15 protein-coding genes are annotated in these 16,761 nt (G+C 44.8%); 4 read left to right on the forward strand and 11 right to left on the reverse strand.

All coding sequences use genetic code 11. From position 1 onward, the window contains the following. Window positions 1-4: 4 nt before the first annotated feature. Window positions 5-1,597 (forward strand): phosphoglycerate dehydrogenase, encoded by a 1,593-nt coding sequence (serA, locus tag GCWU000321_RS03230; protein ID WP_007069647.1) that lies wholly within the window; start codon window positions 5-7, stop codon window positions 1,595-1,597. Window positions 1,598-1,613: 16 nt separating this feature from the next. After that, window positions 1,614-2,252: a histidine phosphatase family protein gene (locus GCWU000321_RS03235; protein WP_007069648.1), complete on the forward strand. Its 639-nt coding sequence runs from the start codon at window positions 1,614-1,616 to the stop codon at window positions 2,250-2,252. Window positions 2,253-2,308: 56 nt separating this feature from the next. On the opposite strand, the gene GCWU000321_RS03240 is transcribed toward GCWU000321_RS03235, so the two are convergent. Beyond that, the gene (locus tag GCWU000321_RS03240; protein ID WP_007069649.1) at window positions 2,309-2,938 is read right to left on the reverse strand and encodes a hypothetical protein; all 630 of its coding nucleotides are present in this window, start codon (window positions 2,936-2,938) and stop codon (window positions 2,309-2,311) included. A 192-nt stretch (window positions 2,939-3,130) separates the two neighbouring features. On the opposite strand from GCWU000321_RS03240, the gene GCWU000321_RS03245 reads away from it, so the two are divergent. After that, the gene (locus GCWU000321_RS03245; RefSeq protein WP_007069650.1) at window positions 3,131-4,006 is read left to right on the forward strand and encodes a LysR family transcriptional regulator; all 876 of its coding nucleotides are present in this window, start codon (window positions 3,131-3,133) and stop codon (window positions 4,004-4,006) included. A 261-nt stretch (window positions 4,007-4,267) separates the two neighbouring features. On the opposite strand, the gene GCWU000321_RS03250 is transcribed toward GCWU000321_RS03245, so the two are convergent. From GCWU000321_RS03250 to GCWU000321_RS03285, 8 genes are all read right to left on the reverse strand, one after another. Then, window positions 4,268-4,471, reverse strand: coding sequence for a CsbD family protein (locus tag GCWU000321_RS03250; RefSeq protein WP_022026988.1), 204 nt, complete (start codon window positions 4,469-4,471; stop codon window positions 4,268-4,270). 23 nt (window positions 4,472-4,494) lie between these two features. Next, on the reverse strand, window positions 4,495-4,734 hold the full coding sequence (locus GCWU000321_RS03255) for a GlsB/YeaQ/YmgE family stress response membrane protein (RefSeq protein WP_007069652.1): 240 nt from the start codon (window positions 4,732-4,734) through the stop codon (window positions 4,495-4,497). 377 nt (window positions 4,735-5,111) lie between these two features. After that, a complete protein-coding gene (ftsY, locus tag GCWU000321_RS03260) occupies window positions 5,112-6,053 on the reverse strand; it encodes a signal recognition particle-docking protein FtsY (RefSeq protein WP_007069653.1) in 942 nt (313 codons plus the stop codon). After that, on the reverse strand, window positions 6,040-9,597 hold the full coding sequence (smc, locus tag GCWU000321_RS03265) for a chromosome segregation protein SMC (protein WP_007069654.1): 3,558 nt from the start codon (window positions 9,595-9,597) through the stop codon (window positions 6,040-6,042). The genes ftsY and smc overlap by 14 nt, the downstream gene beginning before the upstream one ends. Before the next feature lie 143 nt (window positions 9,598-9,740). Continuing rightward, a complete protein-coding gene (locus tag GCWU000321_RS03270; protein WP_040381183.1) occupies window positions 9,741-10,274 on the reverse strand; it encodes a methylated-DNA--[protein]-cysteine S-methyltransferase in 534 nt (177 codons plus the stop codon). Between the two features lie 14 nt (window positions 10,275-10,288). Then, on the reverse strand, window positions 10,289-10,876 hold the full coding sequence (locus GCWU000321_RS03275; RefSeq protein ID WP_007069656.1) for a DNA-3-methyladenine glycosylase: 588 nt from the start codon (window positions 10,874-10,876) through the stop codon (window positions 10,289-10,291). A gap of 40 nt (window positions 10,877-10,916) precedes the next feature. Continuing rightward, window positions 10,917-11,984: an efflux RND transporter periplasmic adaptor subunit gene (locus tag GCWU000321_RS03280; RefSeq protein WP_007069657.1), complete on the reverse strand. Its 1,068-nt coding sequence runs from the start codon at window positions 11,982-11,984 to the stop codon at window positions 10,917-10,919. 19 nt (window positions 11,985-12,003) lie between these two features. After that, on the reverse strand, window positions 12,004-13,218 hold the full coding sequence (locus GCWU000321_RS03285) for an FprA family A-type flavoprotein (RefSeq protein ID WP_040381818.1): 1,215 nt from the start codon (window positions 13,216-13,218) through the stop codon (window positions 12,004-12,006). A 171-nt stretch (window positions 13,219-13,389) separates the two neighbouring features. Between GCWU000321_RS03285 and GCWU000321_RS03290 the strand changes: the two genes are divergently transcribed. Then, the gene (locus GCWU000321_RS03290; RefSeq protein WP_007069659.1) at window positions 13,390-13,695 is read left to right on the forward strand and encodes a hypothetical protein; all 306 of its coding nucleotides are present in this window, start codon (window positions 13,390-13,392) and stop codon (window positions 13,693-13,695) included. 60 nt (window positions 13,696-13,755) lie between these two features. Here the strand turns inward: GCWU000321_RS03290 and GCWU000321_RS03295 are convergent, their stop codons facing one another. Then, window positions 13,756-15,243, reverse strand: coding sequence for a Na+/H+ antiporter NhaC family protein (locus GCWU000321_RS03295; protein ID WP_040381185.1), 1,488 nt, complete (start codon window positions 15,241-15,243; stop codon window positions 13,756-13,758). Window positions 15,244-15,495: 252 nt separating this feature from the next. Next, window positions 15,496-16,761, reverse strand: coding sequence for a metallophosphoesterase family protein (locus tag GCWU000321_RS03300; RefSeq protein ID WP_007069661.1), 1,266 nt, complete (start codon window positions 16,759-16,761; stop codon window positions 15,496-15,498).

Consider the following 16,761-nt stretch of genomic DNA (forward strand, 5'->3'; position numbering starts at 1 on the left):
CATTATGTTCAAAATTTTTATCACTGCCGATGTTGCTAAGGAAGCAAAGGAATTTCTGGAAAAAGAATTTGTTGTGGATATCCGCCCAAACATGGATGAAGATGAATTGTGCAAAGTGATCGGCGAATATGACGCTGTCATTACAAGAAGCCAGACAAAAATCACAAAAAATGTCATTCATGCCGCTACTAATCTGAAAGTCATCGGCCGCGCCGGTGTGGGCATTGACGGCATTGATATTCCTGAAGCTACGGCGAAAGGAATTACTGTGGTAAACACGCCGGAATCAAACACAATCGCCGCCTGTGAGCATACCCTTGCCCTTATGCTTTCCATAACCCGCTATATCCCTCAAGCACACCAGTCCATTATGGAAGGCCGCTGGGACCGCAAAAGCTTTACCGGCATCCAGCTTTTGAATAAAACAGTCGGTATTATCGGTGTGGGCCGTGTAGGCTCCAATGTAGCAAAACGTCTGCAGGCGTTCAACATGAAGACCATTGGCTATGATCCTTACATTCCGCTGGAACGAGGCCAGCAGCTGGGAGTAGACCTGGTAGATCTTGATACGCTTCTCCGCGAATCCGATTATATTACGCTCCATACACCGCTCACCGAGGAGACCAAAGGCATGATCGGCGCGAAAGAAATAGAAAAGATGAAGGACGGGGTACGCATTGTGAATGCCTCCCGCGGCGCTGTCATTGATATTGATGCCTTAGCAGAGGCACTAAAAACCGGAAAAGTTGCCGGTGCCGGCATCGATGTGTGGACAAATGAACCGCTCAAACCGGAAAACAATCCTTTCCTAGGGATGAAAAACGTAACGCTCACCCCCCATCTGGGTGCCTCCACAGTTGAAGCACAAACAGGCGTCGCCACTGATGTAGCCCGCGGCGTTGCTGACGCCCTCCATGGAGAACCGGTAGCGACTGCTGTCAATGCATCACCTATCACAAGAGCTACACTCGCCGTTATCCAACCTTATTTTAATTTGTGCGAACGCATGGGAAATATTGGTATTGATTTGGCTGACGGACGTATTTCCCGTGTCAGTGTAGAATATACAGGTGAATTGACTGAAACAGAAACCACCCCGCTCACCACGGCTGTCCTGAAAGGACTTTTAACCCCCATTCTTCAGCAAACGGTTAATTTTGTAAATGCAAGAAATATCGCGGAAGAACGGCATATGGAGATACGGGAAGTCAAGGCAAAAAAAGGACATTACTTCACCAATACGGTCACGCTCACTATTGATACCGATAAAGGTACACATCGTATTACAGGCTCCCTTTTCGACAGGAAAGAAGCGAAAATCGTTTCTCTTGACCACTTCCGTGTAGACTTTGAACCGAAAGGCTGCATCATCCTTGCTCCTCATGAAAATAAACCGGGCATGATCGGCCAGATGTCAGGTATTCTCGGCAAGGCAGGCGTAAACATCAATGGCATGCAGGTAGGTGCATCCAAAGACAAAAACACCAATATTATGGCCGTTGCCATTGATAAGGATATTCCCAGCGCTATCCTCCCCGTTCTTGCAAACATTGACGGAATCCACGGAATTACAGTCATTCACTGCGAAAGTCATTAACGGAAATGAGGTCATTATGGTACGAATTATTCTTATACGTCACGGGGAAACTACGTGGAACGTGGAAGGTCGTTATCAGGGACAGGAAGACATTCCTCTTTCCCCAAAAGGAATTGCTCAGGGAAAAGCCGCCGGTCTTGCCTTAAAAGATATATCCATTGATGCGGCCGTCTCCGGACCGCTCTCCCGTGCCTTTGATACCTGCCGTTTCATCACAGAATACCACCATGTAAACATCCGTATCGATGAGCGGATCACGGAAATTTCTCACGGCAGATGGGAAGGCGTCCATGCCGATGAAATCAAAAAAAACTATCCGAAAGAATTTGAACTTTGGCACAACCGGCCTGAACAGATACAAATGCCCGGCGGGGAATCTCTGGCAGATGTAAGAAAACGCGTCCGTGCCGCCTTTGACGATTATGCCGCTATATATCAGGGCAAAACGCTTCTCGTTGCCGCCCACGATGCGGTCAATAAAGTCATCCTCTGTGATCTCATGGGACTCGGCATGGAACATTTCTGGCATTTCAAACAGGACAATGCCTGTATCAACGTCATAGAAGAACATGAAAAAAGTTGGAGGCTTGTCACATTAAACGCCACGACCCATTTAGGATATCTCTTTTCAAGTATTGAGCAAAAAGGGTTATAAAAGAAAACCGGGCGGAAATAATTTCATCTTTTATTTCCGCCCGGTTTTTGTTCTTGCTATTTATTCATTGCTGCCGCCGGTGTGTTGTCCTTATCGGCATGGACAGTCTCCGATAACTTTGCTTCCACATCTGTCGGCACACGGCGGTAAGGAAATTTTTTCCACAGCCGTTTCATCACTTCATCCATAATGTAACGGTTACGTACGGAACTTTCTTCTTCTCTTTCATAGTAAACCGCCTGATCATCCCTGACCCCTTCGCCGTTCTTACAGCTGTATACATCAACAACAACCTGCGTTTCCACAACGGGATCTATGTCAAAGAAAATGGAAATCGGATGAGAGCGCCTCTGTACCCACCTTGTAACAACAGGAAGTACGACAATATCCGCTCCCGTTTCCTCAGCAATGGCAGGAAGCTCCGCAGGACTGATACTCTTATAAGCATAGTCGGCCGTATCTAATTTTCTGTAATAAGGGTAACGGAACACCGCATTCATCTCTTTTGCAATGTATGATGCGGCATAGCTGCCTCTATCATTGCTCTGTGGCAAAAGAAGCAGTACTGTCCGTGTATTATCAAAGTATCCCATTTTCCGGTTTACCGACTTGTCAGCGGCTTGTGCCATCATCCCCACTGCACATACCATAAAAAAACAAAATAAATATTTCATAAAAGTCTTCATGGCAAATCTCCTTGCAGTACATGTTCAGAGCTTTATTTTTTCCAGTGTATCACAAGAGTTTCTCTTTCCGTACCCGTATCTTTTTATTTTCTGCTATAAGACTTTTCTATATTGTCCTTGCATGATATAATGATAAAAAACTTTTATATGTCCCCTGCTAATTTGTAGAGTCTTGTTTTCAGAGGTGTTTGCATGAATAATACGGACTGGAAAATCCTGATCTATCTCCGTGAGGAGCGAAGTATCAATAAAGTTGCCAAACGGCTGTTTATGACTCAGCCGTCATTAACATACCGCCTGAGTCAAATGGAAAAGGAAATCGGTTGTCCGCTTTTTATCCGCACCAATAAAGGTGTGCACTTCACCGATGCGGGAGCACGGCTCTTTTCCTTTGCGGAAAAAGAACTCCAGCAGTACCAGGACATGAAGAATTATGTCACCCACGAACCAAACTCTATTTCCGGTGTCCTCCGTATCGGGGCATCCCAATCTTTTTCCCAGTCCCACGGTCCTGCGCTTCTGAAAGGATTCGTTGATGAGTATAGTGATATTGAAATATCGCTGACTACAGACACAAGCGATCGTTTAGTAAAGCTGGTCAAAAAAGAAGACATCCATCTTGCTATCGTCCGCGGCAACCAGGAATGGCCCGAATCCGATATTCTTCTGGAAGATGCCCCGCTGTACCTGATTTCAGCCAAGCCTATTGATTTCAGTACATTGGCACAGCAGCCTTCCATACGCTACCGCAGCGATCCGTCTTTGGATGAACTGCGTACCCGCTGGTGGCGCCAGAACTTCACAAAGTCCCCCCACTTCTCACTGACTGTAAGCGACTGCAATACCTGCGTGGAAATCGTCAACCACGGTCTTGGCCACTCACTGATTCCGGCAGACATGCTTCCCAAGTGCAAACCGAATGTAGACCGACAGATGATTTACAACAGCCAGAAGCAGCCTATATATCGTCCGAGCCACCTCATATTCAAAGAAGCCATGCTCCAGTCTACACCCGTACGGATTTTTGTTGATTATGTAAAAAAATATTTTAAGATTAAAGATAACTGAATGAAACAGTTAATGATTTAAAAGGGTCATATTCTGATACTTATGAATCATTTTTGTCCGCTGAAAAAAAGCAGTAAACCAATTTTGATTTACTGCTTTTGAATTTCTATGTTGTAGGTTCTTATTTAATTGTTTGATTTTGACAACCCGGAATTTATTACTATTTCTTCTTTACAATGATGCCTTCAATAAACACAATGATGGCGGGAATGATAAAATATAAAGCATTTGTTATCATCCATCCAGAAAAAGGGGGCAAAATTATTTTTTATCTTTATTTATAATATTTTTGACACCGTCAATTGTTCCTTCTATAGCATCTTTAACATCTTCAGCAACTTCTTTGACTTTTGCAGCTGCTTTTTCCGCAGCCCCTTCTTTTTCTATTTTTTTATCACCGGTTAATTTACCTACACCTTCTTTTGCCGCACCTTTAGCCTGGTCGATTTTTTCTTCTATTGACATGATCATGACTCCTTTTATTTAAATTATTCTTTTTTCCCAAAGAAAAATGAAACAACAGCAATAACAATTACTGCACCTAAGATAGAAGGAACTAATGCCATTCCCGCTAGAGTTGGCCCCCATGTACCAAACAGTGCTTGACCTACCGATGAACCCAATAAACCTGCAATGATATTAGCAATTATACCCATTGCTCCACCTTTTTTAGTAATCGCTCCCGCAATAAAGCCTATAAATCCCCCGACAATAATTGACCAAATCATAATCTCACTCCTTTACATATTATTCATATATTTATCTTTAAACTCTTAAGTCAAGCAGTTTTTATAAACATTAATATATTTGGTTTATTCTCTTTATAACCATTATCCCTACAACTTCTAATCTACCTCACCAAATACCTGTTAGTATTGTACTATTTTTAATATATTTTTTCCACTGTATATCACTCTTAATCAGTTGATATTATGCGGCCCAGTCCGCACTTTCATACCCTTATGTCTCGTTGGTTTTCTGATTATAAAGAACGAAGAACTCTCCTGAATCAGGTGAAAAAAGAATTTTACTAAAATGAAAAATTGTATCCTCACTAAAGAATAGCAAAAGGATACGATTTTAAATGAAATATGTGTTTGTATTTTTAAACTTTTGTGGATTGGCTCAGTATATGGTCTTCCGTTTCAAAAAGCGCTTTTGCAAATTCAAGAGCATTGAAACGTTGGAGATCATCTTCTCTTTCACCAAGACCGATCCAACGGATTGGCACATGGAGTTCTTCATGAATAGAAAGGACAACACCGCCTTTTGCCGTTCCGTCTAATTTTGTCAGCACTACGCCGGTTAGCGGAACGATCTCTCCAAAATTCTGCGCCTGGCTGACCGCGTTTTGCCCTGTCGTAGCATCTAATACGAGAATAGTCTGGTGAGGCGCGTCGGGAATTACTTTTTTTACGACACGGCTGATTTTAGCCAATTCTTCCATAAGGTTTACTTTCGTTTGCAGCCGTCCCGCCGTATCAATCAGCACCACATCGGAACCGCGCGCCTTAGCCGCTGATACAGCATCAAACGCCACTGCCGCAGGATCTGCTCCCTCTGCATGCTTCACAATATCTGCTCCTGTCCGTTTCGCCCAAATAGAGAGCTGTTCGGAAGCAGCAGCTCTAAATGTATCTGCCGCCGCCAAAAGAACTTTCTTCCCTTCTTTACGGAATTGGGCCGAAAGTTTCCCGATGGTCGTCGTCTTACCCACCCCATTGACTCCCACTACAAGGTATACTTCCGGATGATGGGAAATATCTTCCTTTCCATCTTCCGTCAGCATATTCACCACCGTTTTTTCCATAAACGGCATCACTTCATTCGTACTGCTGATCATACCTTCCGTCACACCGCGCCGAATCTGCCGCATCAGATAATCGGTGGTGCGCACGCCAAGATCACCGGAGAGAAGAACCATCTCCAGATCTTCCAAAAAGTCATCATCAATTTTTGCATAACCGATAACAACCGTTTCGATATTTTTGATCAGACTTTCTTTGGTCTTTTTTAGTCCATTTCTTACCTTATCAAGAAACCCCATCTTGTTCCTCCTTTATATAATCTCCCACACGGACCGTTACAAGAGAGGAAACCCCCTTCTCCGCCATAGTCACCCCTTGAAGGGTATCAGCAAATTCCATCGTTTTCTTTCTGTGAGAAATAATGACAAACTGTGTCTTCCTTTTATAATCCGCGATCATACGGCTGTATCTTTCCACGTTGGCATCATCCAGTGCCGCATCAATTTCATCAACGAAACAAAACGGTGCGGGACGGTAAGCCATAAAAGAAATAAGCAGCGCAATAACGGTAAGCGCCCGTTCACCACCGGACATGAGCGTCAAAGGCTGGCGCTTCTTTCCCGGAAGCTGGAGATACATTTCTACGCCACCCTCCAGCGGATGCGCTTCATCGGTCAACTCCAAACGGGCTTTGCCGCCGGAAAACATAATCTGCATAATGCGGGCAAATTCCACATTGATCATTTTAAAGGCATCGGCAAACCGTTCAGACATCGTTTTATCAATATCGTGAATCACTGTTTCCAATCCGCTCTTTGCTTTTTTCAGGTCTTCAATCTGCGTTTCATAGAAAGCGCGGCGGCGGAGGTGGAGTTCATACTCTTCTTCCCCATTGGGATTTACCGCGCCGAGTTTGCTGATGCGTTCTTCCAGATCCGCCTGTTTTTCTTTCATTTCCGCCATAGGTCCCTGAATACGCATGCTTTCTGCCATCTCTACAGTCAGTTCCTGTTCACGCAGTCTTTCTTTCTCTTCTGCTTCCTGCGCCTTGAAACTGTCGATACGCGCCTGACGGTCCGCCATATCTTTACGGACAGCTGAAGATTTCTCCTGCGCGTTCCTCCAGGCATCATCCTGCTGTTTTCGCTCCGCAGAGAAAGTATCAGAAATGTTTTGCATATTCTCCAGACGTCCTTTTACTTCATTCCATTCTTTTTCCGCCAAATTAAATTTCTCTTCAATATCTCTTAATTCCGACGCAAGCCTTTCTTTCTGCTCCCTGTTTTCCAATATGTCACGGGAAAGTTTTTCTCTGTCCTTCCTTTGTTCCAAAGCAGCATTTTCTCTTTCTTGCTTCCCCCTCTTCCCAAAATTCACCGCTTCTTCCGCTTTTGTCACATCAATGCGGATTTCCATGAGGCGGGCATCCAAATCTGCCACAGCTTTTTTCAGTGAGGCACTTTTTTCATCAGCTTCCATCACAGGGATATCACCAAACCCGGCCAGCCGCTCTTCCAATAATGCTAAATTTTTCATAATGGCAGCCACCCCCTCTTCTGCCGTCCGGAGATCAGCCTGATTTTTCTCTTCTGTATTTTTCTCCGTTGAAAGAATACGGGACAAACCGTCTTTCTTCCCTGATATTTCCGCCAAACCGATTTTTAAAGACTGATAATCTTCCCGTTCTTTTGTTACTTTTTCGGATAGTTCCGCACAGAAATCATCATGAATACTTTTTTCCTTTTTCAAATCGGCAAGCAGCTTTTCCGTTTCTTTTTCTTCTTCTAGAAGATCATTAATCTCCTTCTTTCTTCCAAAAAAAGTATTCTCTTGCTTCCGCATGGAACCGCCTGTAAGAGATCCGCCGGGATTAACCAGCTGTCCATCCAGTGTCACTAAACGCAGGCGATAATTATATTTTGCAGAAACTGTACGGGCGACATCCAGATTCTCGGCAATCAGCGTCTTCCCCAAAATAGAATCTATTAAACCGCCATACTCCTCATCACAGAAAAACAGCTCTGACGCTATACCGTGGATTCCTTTCTCACTGCACGCTTTTCTTTCATTTCCGTCATTTCCGCGGGGACGCATGGATTCTAAAGGATAGAATGTCGTCCGTCCCAAATTATTTTTCTTGAGCCAGGTAATGACATCTCCGGCTGAACGGGACGTATCTGTCACGATATAAGAAACAGAACTGCCAAGAGCCACCTCAGCTGCCGCCGTGTACTTCGGAGGAACCCGTATCAGTTCACCCACGGCGCCAAGGATATGCTGTCCAAAAAGAAACCGGCTTTCCAGAATCGTCTTTGTCGTATGAGAAAAACTGGCATACTCCCGATCCGCCCGTTCCAGATATTCACGACGGGAAATAATTTTCATCAATCGGGCATGAAAATCATTGATTCGGTTCATTTGTCGGAACTGTTTATCCTGCGCTTCTTTTAAACGAATGCCGTCGTTTTTGCCGTTTTCTTCCAGCACTGTCATCTTTTCCCGCACAGATGCTTCTTCAGCCGTCAGATTCTCTACCTGGATTTCCGTCATCTTTCTCTTTTCTGACAATTCCAATCCGGCCGCTTTAAACTTTTCTTTCTCTTCTGTAAGACGAACTTTCTCACGGTTTCCCTGTTCTATTTCCCGTTCCAGGCTTTCCTTTTCCGCCAGCCTTCGGCGGTTGACTGCCAGTGCATCCTGATAAGCCGTTTCCGCTGTTAGAAGCTCGCTTTCTGCAATGCGACGCTTTTCTTCTTCCGCTTTAAGCAATGTTTGTTTCTCCAGAAGGAGAGACTCCGCCTCCGCCAGTTCCTCCAGCATTTCCCGCATTTCTTCTTTCAATTCATTTTCCGCTTCGGTCTGGTCTTCTTCATCTTCTTTTAAACGGACTGACTCCTCCTCCGCATGACGAAGTGCTTCTTCCTTGACGCGGTAATCTCCGCGGAGCGTCTCCATCAATCGCTGCTTTTCTGCAGAGTCGGCGCCGGCCTTACGCAGATTTTCCTGCTGTTCCAGTTCCTCTTTTTCCAGTTTTGCCTTCGCTTCCGCATAACGGGCAAGTTCCGTCTGCCACTTTACATCCTGATCTGCAAGAGAATTATACTCGTTTTCATACCGGGCGATCATCCGCCCCACTGATGTCAGCCGGAGAAGTGACATTGTCGCTTCTACTGCACGTCTGTCTTTGGAGAGAGCCTTATAAATTTTAGATTTCTCCGCAGCCTCTTTCATCGGTCCCAGCTGCTCATCAAGAAGTGCCACCAAGTCACGGACACGCTCCATATTCTCTGCCGTTTTTTCCAGTTTCCGAAGCCCCTCGTTTTTTCTCATGCGGAATAAACTGATCCCCGCCACTTCTTCAAAAATGAGACGCCTGTCTTCCGGACGGGACGTCAGAACCTGATCTACCCGGTTTTGCCCGATGATGGCCATCGATCCTTTTCCAAGACCAGTATCCGCCAGAAGCTCCTGTATATCCTTCAGGCGGCAGCTCCGTTTATTGATATAAAAATCACTTTCTCCATTCCGGAGAACACGGCGGGTAATGGACACCTCCGCCGTATCAAAAGAAAATTCATGGGCGCTGTTATCCAATACCATGGTGACTTCCGCTGCATTTTTCGGATTTCTTCCTTCTGCCCCGGAGAAAATGATATCTTCCGTTTTCTGCCCGCGGAGATTGTGGACATTCTGTTCACCCAAAACCCAGCGGACAGCATCGGAAATATTACTTTTCCCGCAGCCGTTTGGTCCCACGATAACCGTCATACCGTCAGCAAATTCAATTGTTGTTTTATCGGCAAAGGACTTGAACCCCTGCAAAATCAACCGGAGTAATTTCATCAATCCTGCTCCTCGACCAGTTTTATATTTTTATTATTATACTGGAAACACCTGTTTTTTACCACAAAGCTTAAGTCTTACCCCTCACGGAAATATCCGGCGCAAAATAAAACCCCCGCCTGAGTACGGAGATTCAACTATATTTATAATGCTGTTCCCTCTCGCGGCAGGTAAAAGGATTCCATGGAGTGCCCTTCAAGCTGCAAGAGAGCGATTTTTCTTTCAATTCCTCCTGCATATCCCGTCAAATTCCCATCAGCGCCTACGACCCGATGGCACGGCACAATAATGGAAACAGGATTATGCCCTACTGCGCCGCCGACTGCCTGCGCCGACATATGTTCTCTTCCCCTGCTCCTCGCGATTTCTTCCGCGATCTTACCATAAGTTTCCGTCTGTCCATAAGGAATATTTAAAAGAATTGCCCAAACCGCTTTTTGAAATTCTGTTCCCTGTAAGTGGAGCGGAAGCTTTTTCTCCGGACACCGTCCCATAAAATACGTATCCAGCCATTTTTCCGCTTTCTTCAGAATGACAGATTCCTTTTCTTCATACTCCGCTTCCAGCGTATTTCCAAAATACTTTTCTCTGTCAAACCAGAGACCGGTTAAACCTTTTTCATCAGCTGCCAGCGTGATTGCCCCTAAAGGTGATTCATAATGTGAAATATACTGCATGCTGCTCTGCCCCTTTATTTGGAAATCCAAAGACTGCCTTTCATCATAAACCGCCAGGGAAAATTTTTCCCATACCGGGCATAATCAATATTAATCCGCTTGGACCGTTCCACCCGCACCTTTTCCTTCCCATCCTCTATATATACGCTTCCATGCACCAGATCGGCCCCATAAAAGGATTTATCAATCCCCATTGCCATTGTAAGACGGCCGGGGCCTGCGGTAAGCAGCCTTCCTCTTGCTTTTCCCCGACGTTTTTCCATCAGCTCTTTCCCTTCCAACGGTTCCAACGCACGGAGAAGGACGGCATATCCATCCCCTTCATGGCCGCAGACCACGTTCATGCACCAGTACATCCCATAAATCATATATACATAAATATGCCCGCCTTCTCCAAAAATAGCTTGTGTCCTTGGAGTAAGCCCCTTGTAAGAATGAGCGCCGTCATCCGGTTTTCCCCTGTAGAATCCTCCATACGCTTCACATTCGGTAATTCTTCCTGCCGTAATTCCTTCTTTCGTCTCATGCACCAGAACTGCACCAATCAGATGCTTAGCAGTCTCTACCGCTGAACCTGTATAATCTTCCCGACTCCATTTCATTCTAATCTGCCGCCATAAAAAACAAAAGGAACATGATCCTTTAATTCACTGATATCGTACTTACCTGCATTCCCATTTCAAGCTTGTCAGTCGGATCTGTGACTACACGCTCCCCCTCCTGAAGACCATCCAAAAGGAATGCCTTTTCATCCTCCACATAAGCCACATTGACTGTTTTCAAGTCCACAAGAAAATCATCCCTTATAACAGCCACCGTATTTTCACCGATAATTGCAGACCGGGGAATCACGATATACGGCACCGGTTCCGTGCTTTGCAAACGAACGGTATAAGGCTCACCGATTTTAATTTCTCCATCCGGGTTATCTGTCTGCACTTTGTAAGAAGTATATCTTTCCCCATTTTCATTTGGCTGCTTTTTTAGTTCTCCATACCACGATTTATCTGCAGAAGAGAAGAAGACGGTAAGTGTTTTTTCCTCTTTCATTTTCTCCATCGCAGAATCCAGTTCAGATGGAAGACTTATCTCCGCGATAACCGGCGTATTTTGACGGATAAGCAAAGCCGGCCGCCCGGCTGCCGCTATCTTCGCATCACCAAGATATACCTGAGAAACGGTACCACTGATAGGCGCGCGTACCGTACAGGCCGCAATAGCCCGCTCTACAGAAGCAAGTGCTTCCGCCAATCCCGGGTTTGCCGAGCTGTTTGAAACCTCCTGGGGAACACTTTTTCTTCCCTGTATTTTATCATATTCCGCGCGGGTAATAATTCCCTGCCGCAAAAGCGATGCTTCTATACTGTTATCATCCTTAGGAGCAGCCGCGCCGTACACCACGGGTGAAAAAGCAGAAATTTGTGTTTGCAGTGCGGAGGCCTGTGATTCATACTGGGACGAATCAATTTGGAAGAGTACCTCCCCTGCTTCTACTGTTTGTCCTACTTCCGGCAAACCGGAAATAAGACTCCCTGAAACAGATGGAATGACAGGCGCCATATGAAGCGCTTCAGGCACCGCCTTTGTTTCCATTGCAAAAGGAACTTTCTCTATTTTTACCGTCATTACATGGACAGACGGTTTTCCACAGCCTCCCGCAAGCAGCGCCCCGATAAAACAAGCGGCTGCCATTACATATTTCCAGTTCATATTACGCCTTATGCTTTCATTATTTTAAAATATCCTGCGCCAGTATACCTGCCAGCACTTCCAGTTCCCTGTCTTCCTTTACGCCGACAGCAGATGCTATATTTACCGCATCGCCAAGAATTGTACAGTTCTTCCAGCCGACGGCTGTTTCAGTTATCTTCTTCACACTTATATCAGGCACCCAACTGCTGTTGCCGATAACCGACACTGTCCGGTTTTGCAGCCCCATCACGCTGCATTCATGAAGGAAATTCTGCATCATCGGATGAAGATCCATATTTAATGTCGGCGCTGCCAAAACGAGATGGCTCCGCCTCATTGCTTCTGCCCATGCGTAACTGACAGGTATCGTGCAAAGATCAATTAACTTCAAATGGCGGATTCCCTTTTGCCCAAGGAAGAACGTGAGGCGCTGTGCAGCAAATGCCGTATTCCCATAAGCCGATGCAAAACAAACCGCTGCAGAACGATACTCCGGCATCCACGATGCTAACTGACGGTATAAGTTCATTATGCGGGAAATATCGGCTTCTGTCCGATGCACAGGGCCATGAAGAGGACAAACCATGGATACATCAAGGTTTTCTGTCTTTTGAAGAGTCCTCAGTACCTGTGCGCCATATTTAGCAATAACATTCATATAGTAACGCCGCGCTTCTTCAAGATACTCTTCTTCATAATCTGTATCATCGGAAAAAACACTTCCGTGGAGCACGCCAAAAGTACCAAACGCATCAGCAGAGAAAAGAATCTTTTCCGTTTCCTCATAGGTGAAAGTTACTTCCGGCCAATGAACCATCGGCGCTGGAATAAATCTCATCTTATGGTGCCCCAGGTCGATCACCAATTTTTCGTTTGTCCTGATATATCTTTCCGCCATGGGTTCATGAAAATACTGCTCAAACATTTTCAGCGCTGCCGGCGTCGCGCAAATCTTTGCTTCCGGATACCGCTTTGCCAGTTCCAGCAAAGAACCGGAATGATCAGGCTCCATGTGATTTACGATGATATAATCCAGCGAGCGGTCATGAAGTACTTCTTTCACATTCCCCAGGAATAAATCACGCGCTACATTATCCACCGCATCAAGAATACAGGTCTTTTCATCATCAATAAAATATGAATTATACGAAATTCCCCGTTCCAAAGGAATATAATTATCAAAACGAGGTGTAATAAAATCATTGCTCCCGATCCAATAGACGGACTTTGTTACTTTTTGCTCATTATGCATTTTATTCTCCTTATTTTCTGCATTCATAAAAATAGTATATCACACAAAATTGATTTTCTCCCCGTCCCAGACAGAGCTTGATGCGCACTGATTTCTATATAAAAATACTTCTTTTTTCTCCTGCATCTGTCATATAATAAGTGACAATCACAAAATCATACTGGAGGTCTTATGAAATATTCTCTTCTTCTTTCCCTTCTGTCTTTAATCGCCTGGAAATACGACTGCCTTTTCCCCGCAGGACTTCTCGGCCTTTTGGCGGGATTTCTTTTCTCTTTACTTTTCCGCCGGAAAATCCAGATTCTTGCTATAGGATATATCTCCGCAGGTATCCTGACAGTCATATTATTTCCTATAGAATTCTCTTTTGCCGCCATAGCCCGTATCGGTATCGCCTGGGCGGCGGCCATCACAGCACTTATGACGTTTCTTATTCTCTTTAGCCTTATTATTAAAACCAAGGAGAAACTGCAATAACTTTTAAATAACAGCCAATCGAAAACAGGACCCTCAAGGAGTCCTGTCTTTTATTTATAATCACTTCATTTTAAACTTGTAGATTCCTGCCATCATAAGTACCAGCAGAATGATACCGGAAAACGTTCCCAAGAGACCTTCTCCCGTTACGCCGGCCACAATATAACCGGCTACGCAGCAGGAGGAAACACAAAGTACATAGGGAATCTGTGTAGACACATGGTCGATATGATTGCACTGTGCTCCGGCAGAAGCAAGAATTGTAGTATCGGAAATCGGAGATACATGGTCTCCGCCGACAGCCCCTGCTAAAACAGCGGCAACCGTTATCGTTGCCAGATTCATATCTGTTCCCGTGATTGCAAGAACAATAGGAATCAAGATACCAAACGTTCCCCAGGAAGTACCCGTTGCAAAAGCGAGACCAAGCGCCACGAGGAAGAACATCGCGGGGAGCATGATCGCCACAGTTTGATTACCGCTGACAACACCGCCTACATACCCGCCGATATTCAGGTAATCTTCACCGCAAACACCGGAAAGAGTCCACGCGAGACAAAGAATAAAGATTGCGGAAGCCATCTGCTTAAATCCATCAACAAAACAGGAACAGAATGTTGTAAAATCAAGAATTTTTCTGGGTACATAAAGGATAAGAGTAAAAACAAGAGCCATGAAGGAACCCATCACAAGACCTTTCGCTGAACTACATTCAGCAAAAGCATCAATAATACTCTTCCCCTCCAAAATACCGCCGGTATAAAGCATACCGAAAACACAGCTTCCAATGAGTACAAGCAGCGGAAGCACAAGATCCATAATTCGTCCATTTCCTACAGGAGCTGTAGATTCATCATCTGCATATTCCGCAGGAATCACCAGCGTACTTCCGCTTTCCTTTTCAAAAGCCGCCATGCGGGAAAAATCTTTATTCAGAAAAATGATAAAAAGCATAAAAATAATGGTAAGCCACGCATACAAGTTCAGCGGAATCGTATGCAGAAATAAAGAGAACCCGTCAATTCCGCTGTTTTCAGGAAGAGAAGACGATACAGCTGCTGCCCAGCTGGAAACCGGAGCAATAATGCAGATCGGAGCCGCCGTAGCATCAATGATATACGCCAGTTTTGCACGGGTGATTTTAAACTTATCTGTAACAGGTCTCATAACCGTACCGACCGTAAGACAGTTGAAATAATCATCAATAAAAATTAAAAGCCCCAGGAAAAAAGTAACCAGCAGTGCGGATCGTTTCCCATTAATCTTCCTCGCTGCATAATTACCATACGCCTGAGAAGCTCCCGATTTCTGAATCGCTGAAACAATAATCCCCAAAAGAACCAGGAATACGAGAATATTCACATTCCCTCCAACCTTATTCGACATGATATCAAACATGGTGTCGATCGCCCCCAGGAAATTGAATCCCGTGAACATAAACGCTCCAATGAAGATACCGATTGCCAGTGACATATAAACTTCTTTGGTAACCAGCGCCAAAACAATCGTTATAACCGGTGGTACCAGTGACCAAGCTGTTTCTGCCATAACTCCAACCCCTTCCATTCTCCGCACGTATTTTTACGCACATGTTTTGATTATCCTTGATTATTCTACACAACTGTAACAATGTCAAGAATGAATTAGATATACGTCAGAAAATTTTTTCACATTCCTCTCCACTTTCTATAAAGCACCTGTATTTACCTGTAATACTTTCCGGTTTATTCAACAAAAATGACCGATTGTTTCCTATCGGATCAATCAGCCATTTCTATACCATATATTATTTCCTTATAACTATTTCCTTATAACGGACTTATGCATTTCCTGCCCGTCCGAAGTATAGCCTGTAACAACAAGAGCATCTTCTCCCGCTTCCATGACAAGGTAATTATCGGTTTCCGGCTGTGGTGCAGAATAGATGTCCAACGAATGTACTTTCCACAGTCCCGGATAGCGCACATCCCCGGCCACCCCGGTAATGATATAGTAAGGTCCTGTTTCCGCACGCCTGAAGTCATAAATGCGTCCGCGATCCCTATACGTATGCAGATGGGCAGACAAAACCAGATCCACATGGTTTGCATCAAAGACAGGCATAAATTCCTGTCCTTCCGGAGAAAATCCCTCTTCTCTCCCTTCCCTTCCTGCAAAGGCATATTGCAGAGGATCCTTGTGCATCAAAACAACTTTCCACTTTTTACCGGTCCTTGCCAAATCGTCAGCTGCCCATTTCTTTTCTCTTTCAAACAAATCAGGATACCATTCTTTTAATTCATTAAGCTGTGTATCCAGTACGGTAAAATGTACATCTCCCCAATCAAAAGAGTAGAAATGGTCTTTATAATCAGCATCTCCATTATTCGGCAAATGAAAATGAGCCAGATATCTGTCCGGTTTTGCCATTTTCCAATCGAGAGAATAATCTTCATGATTCCCCATCATCACCGCACCGGGAATGGTATCCATAATCCCTTTCATAGAGCGCATCCATGCCTGCCACTGGTATTCATCCTGTCCATTATCTACCAAGTCACCCATACTGACAAAAAACGCGGCATCTTTATTTAATTCATACGCTTTGGCCGCCAGCTTTGACCAGCCTGTATAATCCGCACTCTGGGAATCAGGATAAATCACCGTCTTAAAAGCGCCGCCGTCATCAGTCCTGAAATCCATCCAGCTGCTTACAGTATTTCCGGTACGTGTACGATACTCATATGCCGCACCTTTCTTCAAATCTCTCAATTCCGACGTATATATATAACTGTCCGTTATGCCATTATTTTCTTTGAGAACAGCACCTTTGGCAGGAACAGAAAAAATTCTGTCATTTCCTTTTTCACGATATTCCACAAATTCTTCCACCGATTTCAGCAACTGGAACATGATTGTGCGGTTGTGTTCATTATCTGCGGCTACCAGTTGGCGAACAGATATCGGATTCATTGTCTCCTTCAACGGGACAGCCGCCGGGGAAGTACCTTTATCCGTACTGCCCGCGCAGCCTGCCAGAAAGAGCGTTACCGCAAATGCTGCTGCCATTACTTTTTTATATGCCAT

Source organism: Dialister invisus DSM 15470 (genome assembly GCF_000160055.1).
Taxonomy (GTDB): Bacteria; Bacillota; Negativicutes; order Veillonellales; family Dialisteraceae; genus Dialister; species Dialister invisus.